General features: G+C 34.1%; 20 protein-coding genes. 3 read left to right on the top strand and 17 right to left on the bottom strand.

Annotated elements, in window-relative coordinates; all coding sequences use genetic code 11:
* Positions 1-52: 52 nt before the first annotated feature.
* From cshA to trpX, 6 genes are all read right to left on the bottom strand, one after another.
* Entirely contained in the window at positions 53-1,519 is a 1,467-nt protein-coding gene (gene cshA, locus LrDSM24759_RS00455; protein WP_117117380.1) for a degradosome RNA helicase CshA, read from the bottom strand.
* 14 nt (positions 1,520-1,533) lie between these two features.
* Complete coding sequence (locus tag LrDSM24759_RS00450) at positions 1,534-2,901, bottom strand: UDP-N-acetylmuramoyl-tripeptide--D-alanyl-D-alanine ligase (RefSeq protein ID WP_117117379.1); 1,368 nt, start codon at positions 2,899-2,901, stop codon at positions 1,534-1,536.
* A gap of 164 nt (positions 2,902-3,065) precedes the next feature.
* Positions 3,066-3,317: a type B 50S ribosomal protein L31 gene (locus tag LrDSM24759_RS00445; RefSeq protein ID WP_117117377.1), complete on the bottom strand. Its 252-nt coding sequence runs from the start codon at positions 3,315-3,317 to the stop codon at positions 3,066-3,068.
* 103 nt (positions 3,318-3,420) lie between these two features.
* Positions 3,421-4,185, bottom strand: coding sequence for an ABC transporter ATP-binding protein (locus tag LrDSM24759_RS00440; protein ID WP_117117376.1), 765 nt, complete (start codon positions 4,183-4,185; stop codon positions 3,421-3,423).
* Entirely contained in the window at positions 4,178-5,077 is a 900-nt protein-coding gene (locus tag LrDSM24759_RS00435) for an ABC transporter permease (RefSeq protein WP_117117375.1), read from the bottom strand. The genes LrDSM24759_RS00440 and LrDSM24759_RS00435 overlap by 8 nt, the downstream gene beginning before the upstream one ends.
* Positions 5,074-6,069, bottom strand: coding sequence for a tryptophan ABC transporter substrate-binding protein (trpX, locus tag LrDSM24759_RS00430; RefSeq protein ID WP_117117374.1), 996 nt, complete (start codon positions 6,067-6,069; stop codon positions 5,074-5,076). Before trpX ends, LrDSM24759_RS00435 begins: the two co-directional genes overlap by 4 nt.
* A gap of 378 nt (positions 6,070-6,447) precedes the next feature.
* Here trpX and LrDSM24759_RS00425 point away from each other — a divergent pair, with 378 nt between their 5' ends.
* Entirely contained in the window at positions 6,448-7,866 is a 1,419-nt protein-coding gene (locus LrDSM24759_RS00425; protein WP_117117373.1) for a C69 family dipeptidase, read from the top strand.
* 72 nt (positions 7,867-7,938) lie between these two features.
* Here LrDSM24759_RS00425 and LrDSM24759_RS00420 read toward each other — a convergent pair whose 3' ends face one another.
* The 4 genes from LrDSM24759_RS00420 to LrDSM24759_RS00405 all read right to left on the bottom strand — a co-directional run bounded on the left by LrDSM24759_RS00420 (position 7,939) and on the right by LrDSM24759_RS00405 (position 13,693).
* A complete protein-coding gene (locus LrDSM24759_RS00420; protein ID WP_117117372.1) occupies positions 7,939-8,637 on the bottom strand; it encodes a TVP38/TMEM64 family protein in 699 nt (232 codons plus the stop codon).
* Between the two features lie 103 nt (positions 8,638-8,740).
* Positions 8,741-12,049 carry an MMPL family transporter gene (locus tag LrDSM24759_RS00415; RefSeq protein ID WP_117117371.1) on the bottom strand — a complete coding sequence of 1,103 codons (3,309 nt, stop codon included), beginning with the start codon at positions 12,047-12,049 and terminating at the stop codon, positions 8,741-8,743.
* Between the two features lie 40 nt (positions 12,050-12,089).
* Complete coding sequence (locus LrDSM24759_RS00410) at positions 12,090-12,644, bottom strand: TetR/AcrR family transcriptional regulator (protein WP_117117370.1); 555 nt, start codon at positions 12,642-12,644, stop codon at positions 12,090-12,092.
* 137 nt (positions 12,645-12,781) lie between these two features.
* Positions 12,782-13,693, bottom strand: coding sequence for a serine hydrolase (locus tag LrDSM24759_RS00405; protein ID WP_117117369.1), 912 nt, complete (start codon positions 13,691-13,693; stop codon positions 12,782-12,784).
* Between the two features lie 180 nt (positions 13,694-13,873).
* Here LrDSM24759_RS00405 and LrDSM24759_RS00400 point away from each other — a divergent pair, with 180 nt between their 5' ends.
* A complete protein-coding gene (locus LrDSM24759_RS00400; protein WP_117117368.1) occupies positions 13,874-14,791 on the top strand; it encodes an N-acetylglucosamine kinase in 918 nt (305 codons plus the stop codon).
* Between the two features lie 55 nt (positions 14,792-14,846).
* Here LrDSM24759_RS00400 and LrDSM24759_RS00395 read toward each other — a convergent pair whose 3' ends face one another.
* Entirely contained in the window at positions 14,847-15,290 is a 444-nt protein-coding gene (locus tag LrDSM24759_RS00395; protein ID WP_245953315.1) for a GNAT family N-acetyltransferase, read from the bottom strand.
* 78 nt (positions 15,291-15,368) lie between these two features.
* Between LrDSM24759_RS00395 and LrDSM24759_RS00390 the strand changes: the two genes are divergently transcribed.
* Positions 15,369-15,740, top strand: a complete 372-nt coding sequence (locus LrDSM24759_RS00390) for a DUF1304 domain-containing protein (protein ID WP_117117367.1) — start codon at positions 15,369-15,371, stop codon at positions 15,738-15,740.
* Positions 15,741-15,785: 45 nt separating this feature from the next.
* Here LrDSM24759_RS00390 and LrDSM24759_RS00385 read toward each other — a convergent pair whose 3' ends face one another.
* The 6 genes from LrDSM24759_RS00385 to LrDSM24759_RS00360 all read right to left on the bottom strand — a co-directional run bounded on the left by LrDSM24759_RS00385 (position 15,786) and on the right by LrDSM24759_RS00360 (position 22,345).
* Positions 15,786-17,084: an extracellular solute-binding protein gene (locus tag LrDSM24759_RS00385; RefSeq protein WP_117117366.1), complete on the bottom strand. Its 1,299-nt coding sequence runs from the start codon at positions 17,082-17,084 to the stop codon at positions 15,786-15,788.
* Between the two features lie 50 nt (positions 17,085-17,134).
* Positions 17,135-18,427 (bottom strand): MBL fold metallo-hydrolase, encoded by a 1,293-nt coding sequence (locus LrDSM24759_RS00380; protein WP_117117365.1) that lies wholly within the window; start codon positions 18,425-18,427, stop codon positions 17,135-17,137.
* A complete protein-coding gene (locus LrDSM24759_RS00375; protein WP_117117364.1) occupies positions 18,411-19,241 on the bottom strand; it encodes a carbohydrate ABC transporter permease in 831 nt (276 codons plus the stop codon). Before LrDSM24759_RS00375 ends, LrDSM24759_RS00380 begins: the two co-directional genes overlap by 17 nt.
* Complete coding sequence (locus tag LrDSM24759_RS00370; RefSeq protein WP_117117363.1) at positions 19,241-20,104, bottom strand: carbohydrate ABC transporter permease; 864 nt, start codon at positions 20,102-20,104, stop codon at positions 19,241-19,243. Before LrDSM24759_RS00370 ends, LrDSM24759_RS00375 begins: the two co-directional genes overlap by 1 nt.
* Complete coding sequence (locus tag LrDSM24759_RS00365) at positions 20,104-21,216, bottom strand: ABC transporter ATP-binding protein (protein ID WP_117117362.1); 1,113 nt, start codon at positions 21,214-21,216, stop codon at positions 20,104-20,106. The genes LrDSM24759_RS00370 and LrDSM24759_RS00365 overlap by 1 nt, the downstream gene beginning before the upstream one ends.
* 280 nt (positions 21,217-21,496) lie before the next feature.
* Positions 21,497-22,345 (bottom strand): DNA/RNA non-specific endonuclease, encoded by an 849-nt coding sequence (locus tag LrDSM24759_RS00360; RefSeq protein WP_117117361.1) that lies wholly within the window; start codon positions 22,343-22,345, stop codon positions 21,497-21,499.
* Between the last annotated feature and the right edge of the window lie 10 nt (positions 22,346-22,355).

Here is a 22,355-nt window from a genome sequence, read left to right as displayed (position 1 = left end):
TCCCTCCCTTTAATATCAAAAATACATAAAAAGAGTGCCTAAAGCACTCTTTTTATTTTTTTTTAATCACAAACTCATGATTACTCTTTCTTTTTCCGCCTCTACTATTTGAATTGCGACGATTAGAATTATGATTGCGATTATGTGAACTGTGACTACGATTACTACGACGATTGCCTCGATGACTTCCATGTTTACCCTTAAATGGCAATGGCTTTTCGGGTGTGATTTTAACTTTAATACTTTCAGAATCTTTGGAAAGATCTTTAAGTAAAGCCGCTACTAAGTCAACTGCTGAATAATCATCTAGTAATTTTGATGCCCCATCTGTATACTTGCTTAGATCCCCTTCTAAAAGTTCAACTACTTTTTTGTTTGCTGCACTCAATTGACCCTTGAAAGCCTCTTCATCAGATGGTGGACGTAATGGCATCATTTGTTTGCGAGTTAATTTTTCAATTTCTTTCATGTAGCCAATTTCATTTGGTGTTACAAAAGTAACTGACATCCCATTTTGACCCGCACGACCTGTTCTACCAATTCGGTGAACGTAAGAATCGGGATCTTGCGGAATATCATAATTATAAACATGACTCACGCCAGAAATATCTAATCCACGTGCGGCTACATCAGTTGCAACTAAGATGTCTAATTGGCCCTTACGGAAGCGTTTCAAGACACTCATTCTTTTATTTTGAGAAAGATCCCCATGAATCCCGGCAGCATTGTATCCACGAGCTTGTAAGCCGCGTGTTAATTCGTCTACGCGTCGCTTAGTTCTACCAAAAACAACTGCTAAAGCTGGATTTTGGACATCAATTAAACGACAAAGAATATCAAATTTTTCATTTTCTTTTGCACGCACAAAATATTGATCAATTAAGTTGGCAGTTAATTCTTTTCCCTTAATTTGAACTATGTCTGGATTATGCATAAACTTTTCACTTATTCGCATAATTGGCTTTGGCATGGTAGCTGAAAATAAAAGAGTTTGATGCTTGCTAGAAGCATATTTCAAAATACTTTCAATATCTTGAATAAATCCCATATCAAGCATTTCATCTGCTTCGTCAAGTACAATAGTTTTGACATTAGAAATATCAATAGTTCCTCGTTTTAAATGGTCTAGTAATCGACCAGGTGTCCCAACTAAAACAGCTGGTGTTTGTTTTAACGCACGAATTTGTCTTCTAATATCGGCACCACCATATACCACTTGAACTCTTGCGTTTTCATCTCGACCTAAACGATATAATTCTTCTTGCGTTTGAATAGCCAACTCACGAGTAGGTTCAATTATAATCGCTTGAATAGTATCATGCTGTTTTTCTAAGTTTTGTAAAATTGGCAAGCCAAAAGCAGCGGTTTTTCCAGTTCCCGTCTGTGCTTGTCCAATTACATCTTTACCCGATAAAGCTAATGGGATTGTTTGTGCTTGAATTGGGGTAGCTTCTTCAAATCCAGCTCTCTTAATCGCCTTTAAAATTTCGGGTTTTAAATTTAATTCTGAAAATTTCAATTAATTTTTCCTTCCTACAGGAGATGTTGCAATACTTTTTCAAGATGCATACCATGAGAACCTTTTAAGACAACAATATCATTAGGTTTTATATCATTATTTAAAGCTTCAATCATGTTATCCATCTTATCAGTAGGATAATAATGTAAATGCTTTGGATCATACTTATCAACTAATGCATTATATAGGTTCTCCATTTCTGAACCATATAAATAAACTTCGTTAATAATATCAGGATTTAAGTCTGAAGCTAACCCTGCATGAAGTGTAGGAGATTCCTTACCTAATTCAAGCATATCTCCCAGAACTGCAATTCTTTTACCATTATTTTTAACTTTTACCTGGCCAAAAGCAGTTACTACAGCACTTACAGCAGTTGGGTTTGAATTATAAATATCACTCATTATTGCTTCACCCAAAGCTCCAGTTTCCCATTCCATCCTATTTGCAGTTGGAGTGAAATGAGCTAATGCTTGAGCAATTTCCTCATCACTTTCACCAAAGCGGCGTCCTACACTGATTGCGGCCATTGCATTAGATACATTATGTTTACCAATCATTGGAATAATGAATTCCTGACTAGAATTTTGAATTTTAAATTCAGTTTGACGCATTTTGCTATGCCACTCAATTGCATAAATCGTATCATCTTCTTTAAAGCCAAAAGTTGCCTTTTCTTGGGAAATTTTTGCTGCTCTTTGTTTTAATAATGGTTCATCACCGTTATAGATAAATTCACCATCTTCCTTAAGAAAATCTGTAATTTCCATCTTGGCATCGGCTATTTTGTCACGACTACCGAAAAATTCAATATGAGCTTCCCCGATCATAGTAATTACACAAACATCAGGTTTTACTAATGAACTAAGGTGATGCAATTGTCCAGCACGATCCATACCCATTTCTAAAACTAAAATTTCAGTAGATGGTTTCATCTCTAAAATAGTAATTGGAACACCAATTTCATTATTAAAATTGGCTTGGGTTTTATGAACATTGAAACGTTTAGCCAAAACTGCAGCAACCATATCTTTAGTAGTAGTTTTACCATTTGAGCCAGTAATACCTACAACTGTAGGATTGACCTTGTTTAAATAGTATTGCGCTAAATCCTGTAATGCTGTTAAGGGATCATCTACTTCAATTACTGGAATATTTTCGGGTTTATTAGGATGACCCTTTTGCCATAAAGTTGCCGCTGCGCCATTGGCAATCGCACTATTTACAAAATCATGACCATCACGTTGTCCAGCAAGGGGGACAAATAATGCATTTTTACCTACTTTACGTGAATCAAAATCAACCGATGTTATTATCGTATCATCGCCTTTATCGATTTCACTATTTAAGGCATTAGCAATTTCTGCAAGTTGCATTTTCATAATTTATCTTTGCTCCTGACTTATATTTCCATATCTAGCTATTCATTATACTTTAGTTTGTAATTGTAGGCTATCCTCACCAATTAATCATTATTACAATCCTCATAAAGTTAAAAAGAGCAGTTCCAAACAGGAACTGCTCTTTTGGTAAAAACCAAGAAATATTAGTTCTTTGAAGACATACCGTATTTCTTGTTGAATTTTTCGATACGACCATCTGCTTGAGCAAACTTTTGCTTACCAGTGTAGAATGGGTGAGAATCTGAAGAAATTTCAACACGAACTAATGGGTAAGTCTTACCTTCATAATCAATTGTTTCAGTTGGCTTTAAAGTTGAGCCAGCTAAGAACTTAGCACCAGTTGCTGAGTCCATGAAAACAACTTCTTGGTAATCTGGATGAATGCCTTGTTTCATTGTTTCATACTCCTTTGCCATGATCTATATTTCAGATCATAGATTATATTACGACTTAATTAGAATAGCATCTTTTACTGTGCTTTTCAAGCCAACCCAAATTTTAATCCTCAAAAAAATTATATAAATCCTCTAAATGTAATTTTTTCTTTTCCTCTTCTTTATAATCAGCAACTACTTGTCCGCTCTTTAAGACTAATAAACGATTCCCATACTTCAAAGCATCCTCCATGTGATGAGTAATCATTAGAGCCGTTAAATTGTCTTTTTGAATTCTCTCATCTGTAGCTGCCAAAAGATTTTGACTAGTATGTGGATCAAGTGCAGCCGTATGCTCATCTAATAATAATATATCTGGACGTTTCAAAGTAGCCATTAAAAAACTCAAGGCTTGTCTTTGTCCGCCAGATAGATTACTAACAAAAGTAGTTAAACGATTCTCTAGACCATTGTTCATTGATTTTGCTAATTCTTCAAAATAAGGTAAATTTTGTTTTAATTTTCTTGGAATTAAAAATCGGTGTTCACCGCGTTTAGTAGCTAATAACATATTTTCTACAACCGTCATTCTTGGAGCAGTCCCTAGCTTAGGATCTTGAAAAACCCGAGCAATAAATTTACTTCTTTTTTCTTCTGAAAGTTTAGTAATATCATTGCCGAGATGAGAAATTGAACCAGAATTAGGTTTTAAAGTACCAGCTATAGTATTAAAAAGAGTAGACTTACCAGCTCCATTGGTTCCGATTACGGTAATAAAATCTCCAGAATTAATCTTTAAGTTTAATCCTTTTAGAATCTCAATTGATTGCCCATCAGCAGTAGTTACATTAGTGTGAATATCATTTAATTCTAAAATCGGTTTAGTCATTAGCTCGCCCTCCTTTAACAAATGTTTTCTTTAGGTGAAACATATTTTCTAATTGGGGAATCATCATGCAAATTGCTAAAACTATTGATGAGATTAAGTTTAGATCATTAGTTGAAAAGCCAAGTTGAAGTACAGCAAGTAAAATCAAACGATAAATAATACTTCCTAAAGTAATGGCAACTAAACGCTGATTTAAACTTAATTCACCAAAAACAACTTCGCCAATAATAATTGAAGCTAATGCAATAACAATTGTTCCAATTCCCATATTGATATCAGCATAACCATTACTTTGCGCAATTAAACTACCACATACAGCAACTAACCCATTAGAAACCATCAGGCCTACAATTACCATAGAATCTGTATGAATTCCAATAGAGCGCGCCATAGTTGGATTATCGCCGGTCGCAATAAAACCTTGACCGTAATCAGTATTTAAAAAGAAAATCAGTAAAATTGTAATAATTGCGATAACAATTATTCCGACAACAATACTGTCAAAATACTGTGGCAGTGATTCTAAAAAAGTATTAGAAAAAATAGTTTTCTTTCCCAATAAAGAAATATTTGATTTTCCCATAATCCGTAAATTAACTGAATAAATTCCAGTCATCGTTAAGATCCCAGCTAAAAGAACTGGAATTTTTCCCTTAGTATAAAGAAGTCCAGTAACTAAACCAGCTGTCATCCCTGCAAGTAATGCCAAAAAAGTAGCTATATATGGATCTACTCCACGAGAAATTGCCGTTACGGCTACCGCTGCACCAAGAGGGAATGTTCCCTCTACTGTCATATCAGCAAAATTTAAAATTCTAAAAGTTAAGTAAAGTCCAAGTCCAAGTAAAGCCCATAAAAGGCCTTGACCAATTGAAGAGACGATTAAATTCATCGGTAAATTTCTCCTTTTCTTTTACATTCATTCATAAATTTAGTTGGAACCTTAAGTCCTAATTTTTTTGCTTCTTTCAGATTAAGTACTGGTTCACCTTTAGTAATATGAGCAATCGGGGTTGTTGCTGTTTTTTTCTTACCTTTCAAAATCTCTATCGTCATCTTGGCAGTTTCTTTACCTAAATCATATTGATTAACACTATAAGTAGCTACACCCCCATCTTTAACCATTGTGGAAGCAGCTGGAAAGATCGGCTTATTGGCTGCATTACCATTTTTAACCAATGTATCCATTGCTCCAGCAATTGTATTATCGGTAGGTACAATCACGGCATCAACTTGACTGAACATTTGTACTGAGACCTGATTTAAATCATTACTATTAGCAATCGAATAACTCTTCAAATTGATATGCATCTTTTTACATTCAGCTACCACTTTCTTGTATTCAGAAACTGCCGAATTATCACTGGAAGTATAGATAACTCCCAAAGTTTTTAAATTGGGCATAAATTCCTTAATTAAATGCAATTGTTGCTCAATTGGTGCCCCATCTGAAACTCCCGTAATATTACTACCTGGATGATTATTACTTTTTACTAAACCTGCACCTTGTGGATCTGTAATTCCTCCTAGAATTATGGGAGTAGTTTGTGTGTCATTAGCTAATGCCTGGGCAGCTGGTGTGGTAATTCCTACCAAAATGTCATTATTCTGATCTACTAATTTAGAAGCCATCGTTCTTAAATTACTTTGATCTCCATTGGCATTTTGATAGTTAATTTTTATATTTTTTCCGTTCTGATAACCTTCTGCTTTTAATTCATTCAAAAAGCCACGGTAAATTTCATCTAAGGCTGGATGATGCATTAAAGTCAAAACACCAATCTCTGGCACCTTATTTTTTTGAATAGCTGGTTTACTTTCTTGAAAGTAGGCAAATCCTAAAAATATCAGAATAATTGCAATGAAGCTATACATTCGTTTCATATAATTCCTCCAAACAAAAAATAGGAATCCCACATGAGACTCCTATCTTTTAACTTTCAAAAATTATACCAAAGAAAAAGTCTGCATGTGTTTATCCATGCAGACCAAATTGAATACGCAAATTAAGCCGGCACAGATGTAATCTGATTAGTTCAGGTTACATCCATGTCGATGAACCTGAATTACCGGTTTTGCCAACGATTATTAATAAATGTTGAAATACCTTGCGTCTTCATAATTGTTCTCCTTTAAATTATTAATTTTAGTATACATTACTTCTTTTTAGTGTCAATGTTTTTTCTTTTTAAATATAATAGAAATAAAGAGAATAGCTTTTAAATTAAGTTAAATATTATAAACACGGAAAGGACTTAATCCATGAAACAAACTGAATGTACAACTATTCTTGTCGGTAAAAAAGCAAGTATTGATGGCTCAACAATGATTGCGCGTAGTGAAGACGGCGGTCGTACTATTGTTCCAGAGGCTTTCAAAGTTGTAATGCCCAATGATCAGCCACAACATTACGAAAGTGTAATTAGTCATCAAAAAATTGATGACAGTGATCTTTTACCTGATCCGCTTCGTTACACGTCTGCTCCTGATGCTTCAAATGAAAATGGTATTTGGGCAGCTGCTGGAATCAACAGTGATAATGTAGCAATGACTGCTACTGAAACTATTACAACTAATTCAAGAATCCAAGGCATTGATCCTTTACTTGAAAAAGGCGGTTTAGGTGAAGAAGATTTTGTAACTTTAACGCTGCCTTATATTCATTCTGCTCAAGAAGGTGTCGAACGTGTTGGTTACCTGCTTGAAAAGTATGGTACTTATGAAATGAACGGAATGGCCTTTTCTGATAAAGATGAAATCTGGTATTTAGAAACCATTGGTGGCCATCATTGGGCTGCTCGTAGAATTCCTGATGATGCATATGTAATCGCACCCAATCGTTTAAATATTGACGAATTCTACTTTGAAACCCCAGGGTTTATGGCTTCAAACGATTTACAAGATTTGATTGAAGAATATCACCTAAATCCTGATGAACCTAATCAATATAATTTACGCCATATTTTTGGTTCTTCAACTATTAAAGATGCCCACTACAATAATCCACGCGCATGGTATGTACATCGCTACTTTGATCCAGATTTTGACGGTCAACCAGGTGATCAAGACCAACCTTTTATTACTTATCCTAAGCATAAAATAAGTGTTGAAGATATTAAATTCTTAGAGAGTTCTCACTATCAAGATACGCCATTTGACGCTTACGGCGATCAAGGTACCCCTGAACAAAAGAAAACTTTCCGCCCAATTGGAATCAACCGTAATTTTGAAACTCATATTTTACAAATTAGAAACGATGTTCCTTCAGGTATTGCTGGTGTTCAATGGTTAGCCTTTGGCCCTAATACTTTTAACAGTATGGTACCATTTTATACTAATATCACTACTACTCCAGCTAGTTTTCAAACTGGACCAAAATTTGATTTGAATAAAATTTTTTGGTTAAACAAATTAACTGCACAATTAGGAGACACTAATTTCCGAGTTTATGGAGCTTTAGAAGAAGATTTTGAGCAAAAATCTTTGGCCCAATGTCATAAGATTCAACATGATACTGACAAAGAAGCTGTTAACTTCTCTGGTGATGAATTACAAGATAAACTTGACGCCGCTAACCAAAAAATGGCTGATACGGTTTATAACAATACCGTTGAATTACTTGGCAATATGGTTAAAGAAGGCCATGGTTTAATGACCTTAAAATATGATTTGTTAGATTAATTTGATTAAAAATACTACAAAAGGACATACGCTACTTTATTAGGCGTATGTCCTTTTATTTAAGATTTAACTTTATGAAGCAGACTTTGAACTTGATTTTTCATGATGACTTGCAAGTTGGAAAATAATCAAAGCAACCACAATTAAAATGATTAATCCTGCTAACGCGGTTGCAATTCGCTTAATATTTCCTGAAAAAATTGCATCTCCACCAAAAGCATAAATAAATGAAGTTGGAAACATGCCAATTACAATCATGCCGATAATATGTTTTACCGGTAATTTTAATCTTACTGCTGTGTAATCAACCAAAATACTAGGAATTACTGGAATCATTAAACCAATAGTCATTCCAATGACAGGATGCTTTTGATGCATTAAATAAGTTAAAATCCGATTTTTTTTAAATGAACGAGAAAAATTTATTTTATTAATTAAGACGCAAATAATAGTGTTACCCAAAATATTGCCACACCAATTAATTAGCAAGCCTAGCCATGGACCATAGCACAGACCAGCTAAAATACAAAATATTGAATTTGAAAGTCCAGGAATTGCATTAAAGATTACAATTAACCCCATCAAGAATAAAACATCTCGTGTTTCATGTTGACGTAAAAGCACTAGTAATTTTTCTTTAATATCTCCTTGCTCTGGATGAAGTAATATTTGAATTTCTGGGCGATAATCTTGGTACAAAAAGTAAAGCAAACTAATTGCTACTACGATACCTAGTCCAATTAATACTGTTTTAAGTAATTTCTGTTTCATAATTATCTTTCATTAAAACTTTACTTATTAGAATTATTTTACATGATAATTCTCTTGATACCAAAAAAGTTCGCATTATATGCGAACTTTTTTATTTTAAAGACTAATTTTCAGAGTGTTTGCCTTTTTTGCGACTAAGCCCTTCATAGGTAATCTTAACTACAGCCGACATATTAATTGGAAGTAAGAATACTAACAAGAATAAACCAATAATTACTCCCATTGCTACTTCAATTAAAGTAGGAACACCAGATGGAATTAATGCAGCAAAGGTACCACCTAAAATAATAGCTGCAGAAATTACAACTGTACCAATAAAGCTAGCTGCTTTCAAAATTCTTTCGCTTGGGCTCCAAGATGGATCCTCTTGTCCTAATTCACGATAACGCATCATCAAGAAAATACTATAGTCAACACCTAAAGCAACTAACATGATGAAGGTAAAGAATGGTGTATTCCAAGCCATTAAATCTGAACCTAAAGTTACAGGTATTAATTTTTGTGTGATACCTAATGAAGCTAGGTAGGCAATTAGCAAAGTACCCAAAATAAATATAGGTTGCAAAACTGAACGAGTAATGAAAATTAAAGCAATTCCAATACCAATTAACATTATTGCAGCTGTTCTAATAAAGTCTGAATTTGCGACAGATTGTGTATCGTAAATATTTTCTGATTGGCCAGCCATGGCAATTGTTGAATTGCTTAAGCTTGTTCCTTTCACAGACTTTTTAACCATCTTACTAATTTCATTAGCTTCTTTAGCTGCCTTAGTTGAACTTGGGTTGATCTTAAAGACAATTGTAAACTTAGTTGCCTTTAAGTTTGAAGACATATAATTATCAATTGATTCCTGGAAATCATCTGAGTGAATCTTATCTTCTGGAATGTAGAAAGTCTTAGCAGCGGCAGAATTACCTAAACCAGTTAAGTAATTTTGAGCTGTTCCTAATCCTGTATTAACTTTATTAACACCATCAGTTAAAAGTGGAGCATTGGTAGCAATTTGGCCTAACCCACTATCAAGTTGACTAGCACCAGAATTCAAAGCTTCAGCTCCTGAACTTAATTGCGCAGCTCCATCAGCACCTTGGCTTAAGCCACTAGCTAATTGACCTGCTCCGGTATTCAAAGCTTCAGCTCCACTAGCACTTTGAGCAACAGCGCCTTGGACTTGAGTTAAACCTGAACTTAATTTATCTAAAGCTTGGTTGGCGCCAGGAAGAGCCACATTAGATGCAGTAGCTAACTGATTAACAGAGGCCTTTAAGGTAGTTACTTGTCCCAACATACTTTGCAAGTTTTGCATGGTGCCAGCAACACTCGTCATAGAAGTTGCCAATGACTGATCAGCATCTCCAGCAGCCTTAAGATTACCAGCTACGGAATTTAAACTATTTTGTTGACTTGCCATAATTTGACTTAAAGCAGCACTCATCACTTGTTTTTGCTGCTCAGTTAATTGAGCCTGATTCATTGCGCTTGCAAAAGCACTTTGCGCCTGTTGTGAACTTCCTTGCATATTTTGCAAGGTATTACCAGCTTCAGTTAAATTATCACCAATAATCTTAGCTTGTGAACCTACATTAGTTAAATTGTTTGTTAAGGCTTCAGTATTAACGTTTTCCGAATTGCCTAATGCTTGATTTAATTGTTGAATACCAGCATTAATTTGTGGTAATCCTTGTTGTAATTGGGCTAATTGAGCAGCTGTTGCACCATTCATTTGACTTGATAATTGAGCACTCATTAAGTTTAAGCCATTAGCCAATTGTTGCGTACCATTTTGTAAGGTATTAGCACCATTGACTAAAACATAAGTACCATTTTGAAGTTGAACAGCACCATCTCTAAGTTGGAGTGTTCCGCTTTCTAAACGACCCGCACCATTTTGTAATAAAGTAGCACCACTAGCAATTTGACTAGTACCTTCACTAACTCTGGTTAAACCATTTCTGGCCGCTACAGTCCCACTATTAACTGTTTTAAGTTGATCATTTACATATAATGCCTTGATTGGTTTACCAGCTGGCTCTGTAACTGATGCAACTAATTTAACATCCTTATAATCTTGAATTTGTTTAGTAATTTGATCAATAACCTTCAGATCTTTCTCATTATCTAAAGGATGGTCGGCTTTAATGTATAAAGTAGAAGCCTCCGGAGTCCCCTTTGAGAAATGTTTTTGGAATACCAGTAGGCCTTGTTTTGATGGCGTAGAATCCGAAATTTCATCCGCATCGTTATAATTCAACGCACCTGAATTATAGAGCAACATGAAAGGCACTGTCACAATTGCCATAATTACAATATAAACAATTGGATGTAATAAAGTGTTTTTTGAAAGACTATGCCATAATTTTGAATCATTTTCGCTCTTAAACGTTTTAACTGGCCAAAACATATTCTTGCCTAGAGTTGCCATGAAAAATGGGTTCAAGGTCAAAAGAACTACTAAGAGAACCGCTACCCCAATTGCAACTCCTGCTGCTGAACGATAGAGTGAAAAGTTTGCTAAACCTAAAGCAGAAAATCCAATCAAGATTGATGAGCCAGAATATAAAATCGTTTTTCCTGCTTCACGTTGGGCACTACGCGTAGCTTCCCACTTCTTCATCCCTTTTCCAAGATTTTCTTTAAACTTGTTATATAGCAAGATATTATAGTCAGTACCAATCCCAAATAGCACAATGACCATAAATACTTGAGTAAAGTTTGAATATGGGAAGTTAGCATGTTGTACTAAATTCGTAACAATTGAGAAGGAAGTAAAGAATGAAACTCCTACAGTTATTAGCGAAATAATTGGGACAATAGGTGACCTAAATACTAGGACCAAAACAATAAAGATAAAGATAATAGAAATTATCTCAGTCTTTTTTATTCCTTCTTGAACAGATGAAGAAAAATCATCCTGAAGGATTTCTGCACCAGTTACATAAGTTCTTAATCCCTTAGTCTTTACTGCTTTAATTAAGTCCTTGTTAGTTTCCCCGACAGTTTTATGACTTTTAGATAGAGTCAACTGAATAACTTCTGTGGTACCATCTTTTGAAACCAATTGAGATTTGGCCGCCTCATTATCATTAGGCGTCATCATTGTCTTAATACCGAGTTTTTTCTTATTATCTTTTAAGAAAGAAATCGTATCATCAATTCGTTCCTTATCAGCAGTAGTTAATTTTCCGCCTTTTCTATTAAAAACAACTCCCGCGGTATAACTATTACCTTGATTGCGTCCCCACTGATTTTGAATTTTCTTTGCTACAGATGTTTGAACATAATTGGGAAGAGTTATTTCTGAGTGAGCACTTGTCAATGCAGAAACATTTGGCAAAGTTAAAACAGCTGCGAGTAGGATTACAATCCATGCGATTAACGCACCAACGTGATTTTTGACAAACCCTTTCATAAAATTTTTCCTTTCCTAACTTTTTTGCTTCACTTACTTATCATTCATTCGATGCAACTAAGCGTGATAGCAATTCATGGTAATTATCATCAGCACTTTTTTTATCTTCATTTTTAAACAGATCAGCACGATCTAAGAAGACATAACCTAAAACCGCTCCTAGCAGACCATGTAATGAGACGGTATTTTTCTTATCAACATCTAATAATTTTTCTCCCAAATCAATTATCTTATTAATTTCATCAGTAATTAATTTGTTATTGATATACTCGTCAACATTATAAAAAATACTGGAAACAGTTCGATCATTGAGTAAAAAATCACGAGTTTCATCTGCAAACCGATATAAAGCATCATTACCTGAATACCCAATTAAACTCTCTGTTAGGTGTCTACGTAATACTCTTAAACGTTCGGCACACACTAGTGAAAGTAGTTGGTCTCGGTTAGAAACATAATGATAAAGGGATTGTGATCTTACGTTCAAAGCCATGGCAAGTTTTGGCATTGTAAGCTCGCTTAAGCCCTTTTCATTAATAATTTCTGTAGCTTTATTTATTACCTTTTCTAGATCTAAGGTTCTTTTTTGTGCCATGATTTTCACCTCTTTCTTAAATAGAATATCATTACATACTGTAGATTACAATCTACATTTTGTAGATTATTGTTTACAAAGTGTAGTTTTTTAAAAATTCAAATAAAAAGGCCTTTGCTAGCAAAGACTTTTTAAACTCAATTTTTTTCATACCAAGAATTAATAGCACTTCCTAATTTTTCAAAGTTAAAGCTATTATCTGGATTAATTCCACTCATAATGTAAACTTGACCATTATTTGACTGTACTAACGCTACACTGGCATGCGAATCACTTATGCGATAAACAGTACCGTTTATTTGGCTAGCTAACCCTTTATTAGGGAAATTCAATAATTGACCTAAAACTTGATTGTCTGAATTTGTATCTTTAATTTTACCTTGATAAAGTTTCTTCATTACTATTTCTAAATCACTAGCTGTAGTAACACCTACTTTATCATCTCCAAACTTACCAGTTATTTTTGTATGAGTTGCACCAATTGAATGAGAAATTTGATTAACTTTTTTAGTACCTAATGCCTTTAATAGAACATTTGCGGCATCATTATTATTTTGCCGGATCATTAAATCTTTTAAAAATGTTCCTGAATAAGCTGTATCAGCTTGAAGTGAATTATCATTTCCCTTTATTTCACTACTAGTTACTTTAAACGTTTGAGAAGTTTTTCCTTCTTTTTCATACGCAATTAAAATAAAGAGCTTCAACACAGCTCCAACATCTTGAGCCTGGTCTATATTTTTAACATTTGCATATTGATCACTGTGCTTAAGATTTTCCGCAGTTATTTGAACTGGGGCTGTAGTATCATCAACATTTTTTATGATTACTTTGGATAAGGCTTTATTACTATTTTTAGTTCGTTTTAAACTATCAGGAGTCAGGTTGGTGTTTGTTTTATCATTTAATGTGGACTGAGTAGCAACCTTAGCATCCTTATTTCCATAGATTTTTAATGTAGCATTTTCAAATCTAGCGGTTCCAGTTAAATAAAAAGTTAAACTGAAAAATGTAACTAAGAGTGATCCTAATAAAATTCTATTTTTCATATTTTACTCCTTAAAATACTTGTTTTATTTTATCATTTTGAAAGAAAAATATTAGTAGGATTCTCAAAAAAAATTAGACCTAATCGTTATGCTTGTAATATAATGAATACGCTCACAATGTGAAATTACTGCAAAGTATGATAAACTAGTTAAATATTTTAAAAGTAAGGACAAGATAACATGTTGAAATATATGATTGGTATTGATGCCGGTGGTACACATTCCACTGCTATCGCCTACGATGAAAATGGTAAAGAATTAGGTCGCGCAGAAGGTGGCCCAGGTCAAATTAATAATAATTATGAACTTGGTATAAAAAATATTTCTGACACCATAAATAACTTAAAAGATCAAATTAATGGTGATTGTATGAAAATCCTAGCAGGAATTGCTGGATTATCTGTAGTTGGAAATGCTCCTGAAGTAGCTGCAACTATTTCTTCAAACGTTGGTAATATTCCAACTAGAGCAATTACTGACTCACTTTTAGCTTTATACAATGGACTTGAAGGTGCAGACGGTGCATTAGTTATTGCTGGTACCGGTTCTGTTGTTAACGGCCGCCAAAATGAATCATTAATTGCTACTGGTGGTTACGGTTCTCAATTGGGAGACGAAGGTAGTGGTTATGCTATATCTAAGGCAGCTTTACAAGCAGCTCTACTTAAATGGGACCAACGTGAAAAGAGTTCATTAGTTGATCTCTTTGTAAAAATCTGGGACTTAGATAGTATGGATGAAGCTCCAGCTAAGTTCTATGAATTAACCAGTCCTGAAGTTGCTTCATATGCTGTTGAAGTTGCTAAACTTGCTGATAATGGTGATGAAGAAGCTCGCGAAATCATTCAAGAACAAGCTCACCTCTTAGCACGTGATATTATCAATTGTTTAGATCGTTACGAAGATCCAAAACCAATGCGTATCGCCTTAACCGGTTCAGTTCTTTCAAATAATGCCATGATGCGTTCAATTATGGAAGATGAAGTTAAAGAAAAATACCCAGATGCAGTATTTAGTGTATCTAATGGTGAAAATGCACGTGGTGTAATTTTTGATAAAAGTAAAGATTACCGTTACTTCACTAATCACAACAACTAGTACAATTAGTTAAAATGAAAAGGACAGTTAGTAAAAAACTAACTGTCCTTTTCATTTATAATTTTTTCATCATCATGATGTGATCGATATTTGCTTCTTGAAAAACTTCTCCCTGGATTTCATACCCCAAAGATTCATAGAATTTTTGTACATATTGCTGAGCATGACAAGAAATAGAATTCGCACCCTTTTCTTCTTTTAGGTATTTATGCACAGCTTTTAACATTTTCTTACCTAATCCTTGTCCTCGTGCTTGTTTAGAAACTGCTACTCTTCCTAAAATCCACTTTCCTTGTTTATCTTGAAAAATTCTACAAGTGGCTAAAGCATCAGTCTTATTTTCATTTAATTGAAAAACATGAATCGCCTTTAAATCCTGATCATCTAATTCAGGTAAAGTAATTTCTTGTTCAGTCACAAATGTTTCTAAACGTAACCGTTCAACACAAAACATTTCTCTACCATTCATCTGGTCAACTGTTTTAAAGTTAAAATTCACTTGAATCCTCCTATTCTTGCAGTAAGCGCATGATTTTTATAAAATAATTTTTGCAAATTATTAGAAAGAGGTACATTTATGAATACACTCCAAATAATTGGAATTATTATAACATTCCTCGTAGGAATCGAACATATTGGCATCGCTTTTCTTGAAATTTTTGGCAACTCACAATTACAAGCTAAATCTTTTGATATGGATATCAAATTTATTACCCAAAAGCCCGCAAAAATTTCGATGGCAAATCAAGGAATTTATAATGGCCTTTTGGGACTTTTAATTATCCTAGTATGGTTTATTTTTCCTTTTAATTGGCTTTTAGTGGTTTGGCAATTACTTTTAGGTTTTATAGTGATTGCGGGAAATTTTGGCGGATTTACTGCCACAAAGAAAATATTCTTAGTACAAATGCTTCCAGCATTAATTGCTTTGATTTGTTTATCATTCTAATAAAAAAAGAAGTAGAAAATTTCTACTTCTTTTTTGTTAGATTTATTATTGATTCCAGTTACTATTGAACTTAGTCTTACCTTGATCAATAGCTGAATTCCAACTCTTCCCCTTCTTGGCTTGAGCAAAGATATTTTGCATAATTGGGTAAAGACCATTGTAAGCAGCATTACCATTCTTAACTACAGGAATACTGTATAAGTGCTTCATTGCTTTAGCTAATTGTCCCGGCACTTTACTATCAGTATTGTCTTTATATTCCTTTGAGTTAGCTACGGAGTTAAGTACCGGAATATACCCCGTTGCATTAGCCCAAGTTAATTGTTGTTTCTTTCCTAATAAGTATTTAATGTACATAAATGCAGCGGCTTTTTGATCAGCACTACCTTGATTGAACATATAAATATCCGTTCCTTGTTGCATTGTGTATTTTGATGGTCGAGGAGCAACACCATATTCAAATTTATTGGCTACACCTTTTTTAACATAGCTTTCACCAGCAGAAGTACCAATAAACATGGCTATCTTTTGGTTAGAAAAATCACCTGATAGATAACCAGCAGAGCCTGCAGTTTCAAAGTATCCTTTCTTGATACCTTGAGCATAATAATTAATTACATCTTTAGAATCAGTCCCAGTAAAGTTGATTTTTTTACTAAAGTTAATGCCTTTATCTTTCATTCCCAAAACATAGTAGTTGGCAAGTGAATCAAATCCAGCACCAACAACTTTACCGTTACTCTTCTTGTAAATAGTTTCTGAGGCTTTTTTCAATTCTGCCATATTTGTTGGAACTTTAACACCATATTTGTCTAATAGAGTTTTATTATAAGTTAACATGTCAATTGACTTGTTAAATGGAATACCATATTGAGTGTCGTTAATTTTTGCCCCATCAAGAAGTTCTTGGCGGATATCACTCTTTTTAGCACTACCCCAGCCAATTTTAGAATTATTAATATATGGGGTCATATTGACTAACATTTTGCTATCAGCGGCATCCATGAGCCAACCAGGATATGCTTGTGTGATAGTTGGTAAATTCTTAGGTGATTGCAAAGTAGAATTGAGCTTAGATTGTAAATCTTGATAACTACCTTGATTTTCAAGTTTAACGGTAATATTTGGATTTTCTTTTTCGAAATCCTTAGTTAATTGCTTTAAAGTAGATTCTTGACTACCATGCATTCCATGCCAAAAAGTAATTGTGGTCTTTTTAGTAATTTTAGTTGGAATCTTAGTAGAACTAGAATCACTCGAGCCACCCTTGTTTGAACAAGCAGATAAACTTATCATAGCCAAAGTAGCTACAGCTGCTGCAGCTAACGCCTTTTTGAACTTCATGAGTTCCTCCTATAAATAAAAAATAAATTTAACAATAACAACAATTAATTTTAACTAAGTTCAAGGCTTTCGCCACGCTTAGGTAAAATCCTTACTCCAAATGGGTTTTCTTCTAATTCTGGATGCAATGTATGCACCGGAGCCAATATTTTTGGCTCAAACCCAGCAATGATCTTTTTTAACTCATCAACCCCTGCATGACCTGAACAGCGTAAAGGTATTAATTCAATACCACGCTTTTCAATATTTTCTATAAAGGGACGATAAGCTGGATCAAAATCCCCTAGCGGTTGGGCATTACTGTGGATATATAATCCGCCCACTTTTAGCTGATCATAATGACCTACTACTTGCCAGAAGTATTGATGATCATCTTCCAATAAGTTAGAATATGAAATTTCCAACTCAGAATTGAGCGCATCAATTTTCTGGTCCTCTGGCAAATAATAATAAGGAACATCCTGTCCCAAAGCTCTTTTTAATAATGCCGCTCGCTCTGCATGTAGAACAACTTTTCTTGGTGAATCGGCAATAATTCGCAGCATTCTTTCAACATTAGTCGGATAAGTATTGAAAGTAAGCTGACGCTGAGGGTTCCGCTTTTGATACTGAATAATTTGTTCAGTTAGTTCCTGCTCATTTTTAGGGCCGGAAAATTCTTCACCATCTTCATCAGGAAAAGATACTCCAGTTCCTTCAATAATTAAGAGATCACATTTATTACCCTTAGCCATAAACTCTCGTACCCAATCAGGATGATAACCATGCAACCGAATATCCCCAGTATGGACAATAGTTTTATCAGGGGTTTTAATAATTAATCCAGTGGCCCCATATGCATCATGATCACTAGCCACTATTTCCAGGGTAATATCTCCTACTTTGATTGAATGACCTAGTTCAACAGCCGTAATAGGACGAGTATAACTTTTATCATGTCCTGCGGCCGGTAAAAGAAAATCTCCATTTTGATTAAGAGTTGATAATAACCTTGCGGTAATTGGTCCAGCATAAACCGGAATCTCTGGTGCAATAAGATTTACCACCTTGCTGTGATCTAAGTGAACATGTGAAATATAAGCGGCCGCATGATGCCAACGTTCACCATCAATTGGTTGACCGGTTATTTGAGGATCATAAAAATTTTTTACATCACCGATTAATTGATACTTGATTAAAGTTTGATAATCTTCATCTTCCATACTTAAACCAAGGTCAGGCTTATAAACTTCCCCTAGATCAAACAGAACATGAGATTTATCATAGGCCACTTCAATCATTGGACCACCAATCGTTGTCAAGCCATTATAAAACGTTACTATTGTTTTAGGCTTTGAGGTCATTTCTTACCACTCCATTAATAATCTGTTTTCTGAAAATAAAGTAAATTACTAAAATTGGTAAAACCGTTAAAGTTGCTGCCGCTAATTGTAATTGAGTTTGTGCTCCAGCATCAGTAGTGAAGGCAGTCAACCCATTGTTTAACAACCGCATGCTATCTTCGTTAGTCACCAACAAAGGCCATAAGAATGAATTCCAGCCTGCAATAAAACTTAAAAGCCCAACTGTCATGAGGCCACCTTTAGACATTGGCACCAAAATTTTCCAGATAAATTCCCAATCGCTGGCCCCATCAATCTTCGCCGCCTTATAAATAGTAGGCGAAATCGCTGTGAAATAACTTTGCAAATAGTACATATAAAAAATTGATACTAAGAAAGGCAACACTAACCCAAGATAAGTATTAAGCAATCCCATGTCCATAATTGTGGTGTAATTAGTAAAAATGATTGCTTCAGCAGGTACCATTAAAAGTGATAAAAGAATTAACTGAATAAAACCTTTTCCCCTAAATTTCAAATAAACCATTGCAAAGGCTCCAAGAATTGAGGTAAACAAAGTTACTAGAGTACTTACACTCGCAGTAATAAAGGTATTGAGGAAATATCTAGCGAAAGGCGCTTGTGCAAAGACTTGCCGAAAGTTATCCCAATTAAAATGATGTGGAATCAAAGTGGGTGGAATTGTAGTTGTCTCTTCATAAGACATTAATCCACCTAGAATCATATAAATAAACGGAAAAACCGTAATAATAGCAAAGATAGCGATAAAAAGATAAATTACTACCATGCCCCAACTAAACTTTTTCTTTTTCATTAGCTGTTCACCTTCTTAGTAATTTTTCTTTGAATAAATGTCGCAAGCAAAATAATAAAGAATAGGACTACAGTTGCAGCCATCGCCACACCTGGGGTATTCACTACTTGGAATTTATTATAAATATAGAAAACCGCAGTCATAGCCGAATTTGCTTGCCCTGCAGCCCCATTAAACAAGGCATAGACTTGAGTATAGATCTTAAATGCCCCAATTAAGTTAACAGTTAATAAAAAAGTAATCGTCGGGACTAATTGTGGTAAGGTAATCCGCCAGAATTTTTCCATTTCACTAGCACCGTACATATCGGCTAAAACGTAATAATTGGGATCAATATTACGTAGTGCACCCATCAAAATTACAATATTGAAAGCTAATGACGCCCAGACACCAAACATAATTAATGAAATAATACTCATACTTGGATCATCAAGCCAATCAGGTGCTGGTAAATGGATTGCTCTTAAAAGATAATCTAAAAGTCCATATTTGCCATTTAAGATATATCTAAAGACAATTCCAATTGCAATTGTACTTGTAACATATGGCATGAAAAACATTGTTTCAAAAAATGTTTTATGTTTGATTTTTGAGAATACAAACCACGCCAATGCTATTGAAATAATCAATGCAACTGGTACCGTTACAAAGGCATAAATGGCGGTATTAGCTATAGCATGCCAAAAATCTGGATCACTGAAAATATATTGATAATTAGCTAACCCATTATATTGCATATTAATGATTGGACCGCCTTTAAAAGACATAATAAATGCCCTAATAATTGGCCAAATACTGAAAACGGTCACTAGAATTAAAATTGGCGCTAAAAATAGCCAGGCTTTCTTTTGATTTTGTTTCATTAGTAAACTCGTTCCCCATTATCATCAAAAATGTACACACGCTTCAACTTAAAACTGAAGGTTAAGTGATCACCACGTTTAACTTGGTGTTCCAAATTAATTAAAGATCTTTCTGAATTTCCATCATTAGTAAATTTCAATACTCGTTCTCGACCAATTAACTCAATATCTTCAATATCAGCTTCTAAATAATGATCATCATTTTCAATTTTTACTTCAGTCATCAAGGGGAGAAGATTTTCTGGACGAACACTTAAAGTATAAGTTTGTCCTTCTTGAAGTGTTTTTTTGAAACGTTCATTCTTTAAATCAGTAATAGCAAACTTAAAACCTTTACCAACTACATAGTCATTTTCAACTTTTACCTTGAAGTTATCGATTACAGGATTACCAATAAAATTAGCGGCAAATTGATTTACAGGCTCTAAATAAAGATTATCACCCGTATCATTTTGCTGAACCGTACCCTCATTAAATAAAATAATTCTATCACCGATTGATAAAGCCTCTTCTTGATCATGAGTCACAAATAAAGTAGTAATTCCTACTTCCTTAACTAAGGCACGAATTTCTTCCCGAATTTTCAAGCGTAAACGTGCATCTAAATTAGAAAGGGGCTCATCCATTAATAAAATTTTAGGTTCTTGCACTAATGCACGTGCAATTGCTACTCTTTGTTGCTGACCACCAGATAATTTACCTGGTTTTTGATCAGCCAACTCTTCAATATGAGTTAATTGCATGTAACGTTTAGCAATTTTTTTAGCCTCATTTTTGGACTTTTTACCCTTTCCCACAGTTAAGGGAAACATTACATTTTGTAAAACTGTCATATGTGGATAAAGAGCATAATTTTGAAATACATAGCCAATATTACGATCCTTTGGTTCAACATGGATCATGGATTTACCTTCAACTAAAATGTCACCTCCGGTAGGAGCGAGCAAGCCAGCAATCATATTCAAAGTTGTAGTTTTTCCACATCCACTAGGTCCTAAAAGACAAACTAAATCACCTTTATTTACAGAAAAACTGACAGATTTAATTGCTTGATGTCCATTATCATACGTTTTCTGCAAATCTTTGACTTCAATGAATTTTTTGTTTTCCATTACTCCTCCACCACTATATCTTGTGTGTTTTAAATTTTGCTAACACAAATTCTATGATAAATAAGTAAAAAAATAAACCTTTTTTTAGAAAAAAGGTTCGTAAATTAATATAACTGTGTCTATATAGTAATACTTATTTTTAGTACGTTGGATGATAATACGAATAATGGAGACGTATATTCATTATATAATTCGTAATTCATGATATGTATATTCATATCCAGCAAATTTACCAAATTCTATATCTTGTATGCATAATACAAATACGAATAATAATTTCTTACTCAACAACCTGCATTGAACGATCAATACTTGCTCTTCCATTATTATAATCAAATGCATACCCTGGCTGAACGTTAAAAATATATACATTAAAATTCAAGTTTCCAGTTACACCAATTGCTTGCAAGTTAATCCCGCGTGCCATTAATTCATTTCTACGAAAAATAGGGGTAGCCTGAAAAATCACCTTATTCCCTTGTTTCAAGGCTTGTCTCACTTTTGTCTCAAAAATAGTTTGAACTTTTTGATTAGAAAAAGCAGTTTGAGTAAATAAGTTTTTAGGATTATTTTGATCACCAGATTGATTATTGGGATTATACTGACCATCTTGATCAATTCCAGCCGAAACTGAATAAGCAATTAAATGACCCCGATTATAGATTTGAGTTCCACTTTTATTATTTGAATGCCAAGCAGTTGGCTGAATAAACTGTCGGACTCGCAAACTATCATTGGCTACATTACGTGGCTCAAGAAAGGCCGTATTAGAAGCAGAAGTTCTATTTAAATTATCTAGGTTTGAATAAATCACCTTATTTACTTGCCAAGCATTTTTTATCAACGTAGATTTATCATTGTTGACATAAACATATCCACGATTACCACTTTGAAAATTTAAATTAGCTAATTTTTGATAGTCTTGCTTAGATAATCCTCCATAGGTGGTATTTGCACGATTAGCATTATTCACTACGCCAGACTTAGGTTCGTTATTATTAGAATAAGCTTGCTTTAGTTGTCCACCGTATTTACCCCAAACACCCCAAATTAGGGCTACTAAAACTACAAGTGATGAAAATAGCGTAGATTTAGTAGATTGAGTCTGTTTATGCTTCTTTTTCGCCATTACTTTACTC

This window comes from Lactobacillus rodentium (assembly GCF_003423665.1).
GTDB classification, from domain to species: domain Bacteria; phylum Bacillota; class Bacilli; order Lactobacillales; family Lactobacillaceae; genus Lactobacillus; species Lactobacillus rodentium.
The sequence above is the reverse complement of the archived record's forward strand: the minus strand, read 5'-3'. Positions and strand labels throughout refer to the sequence as shown.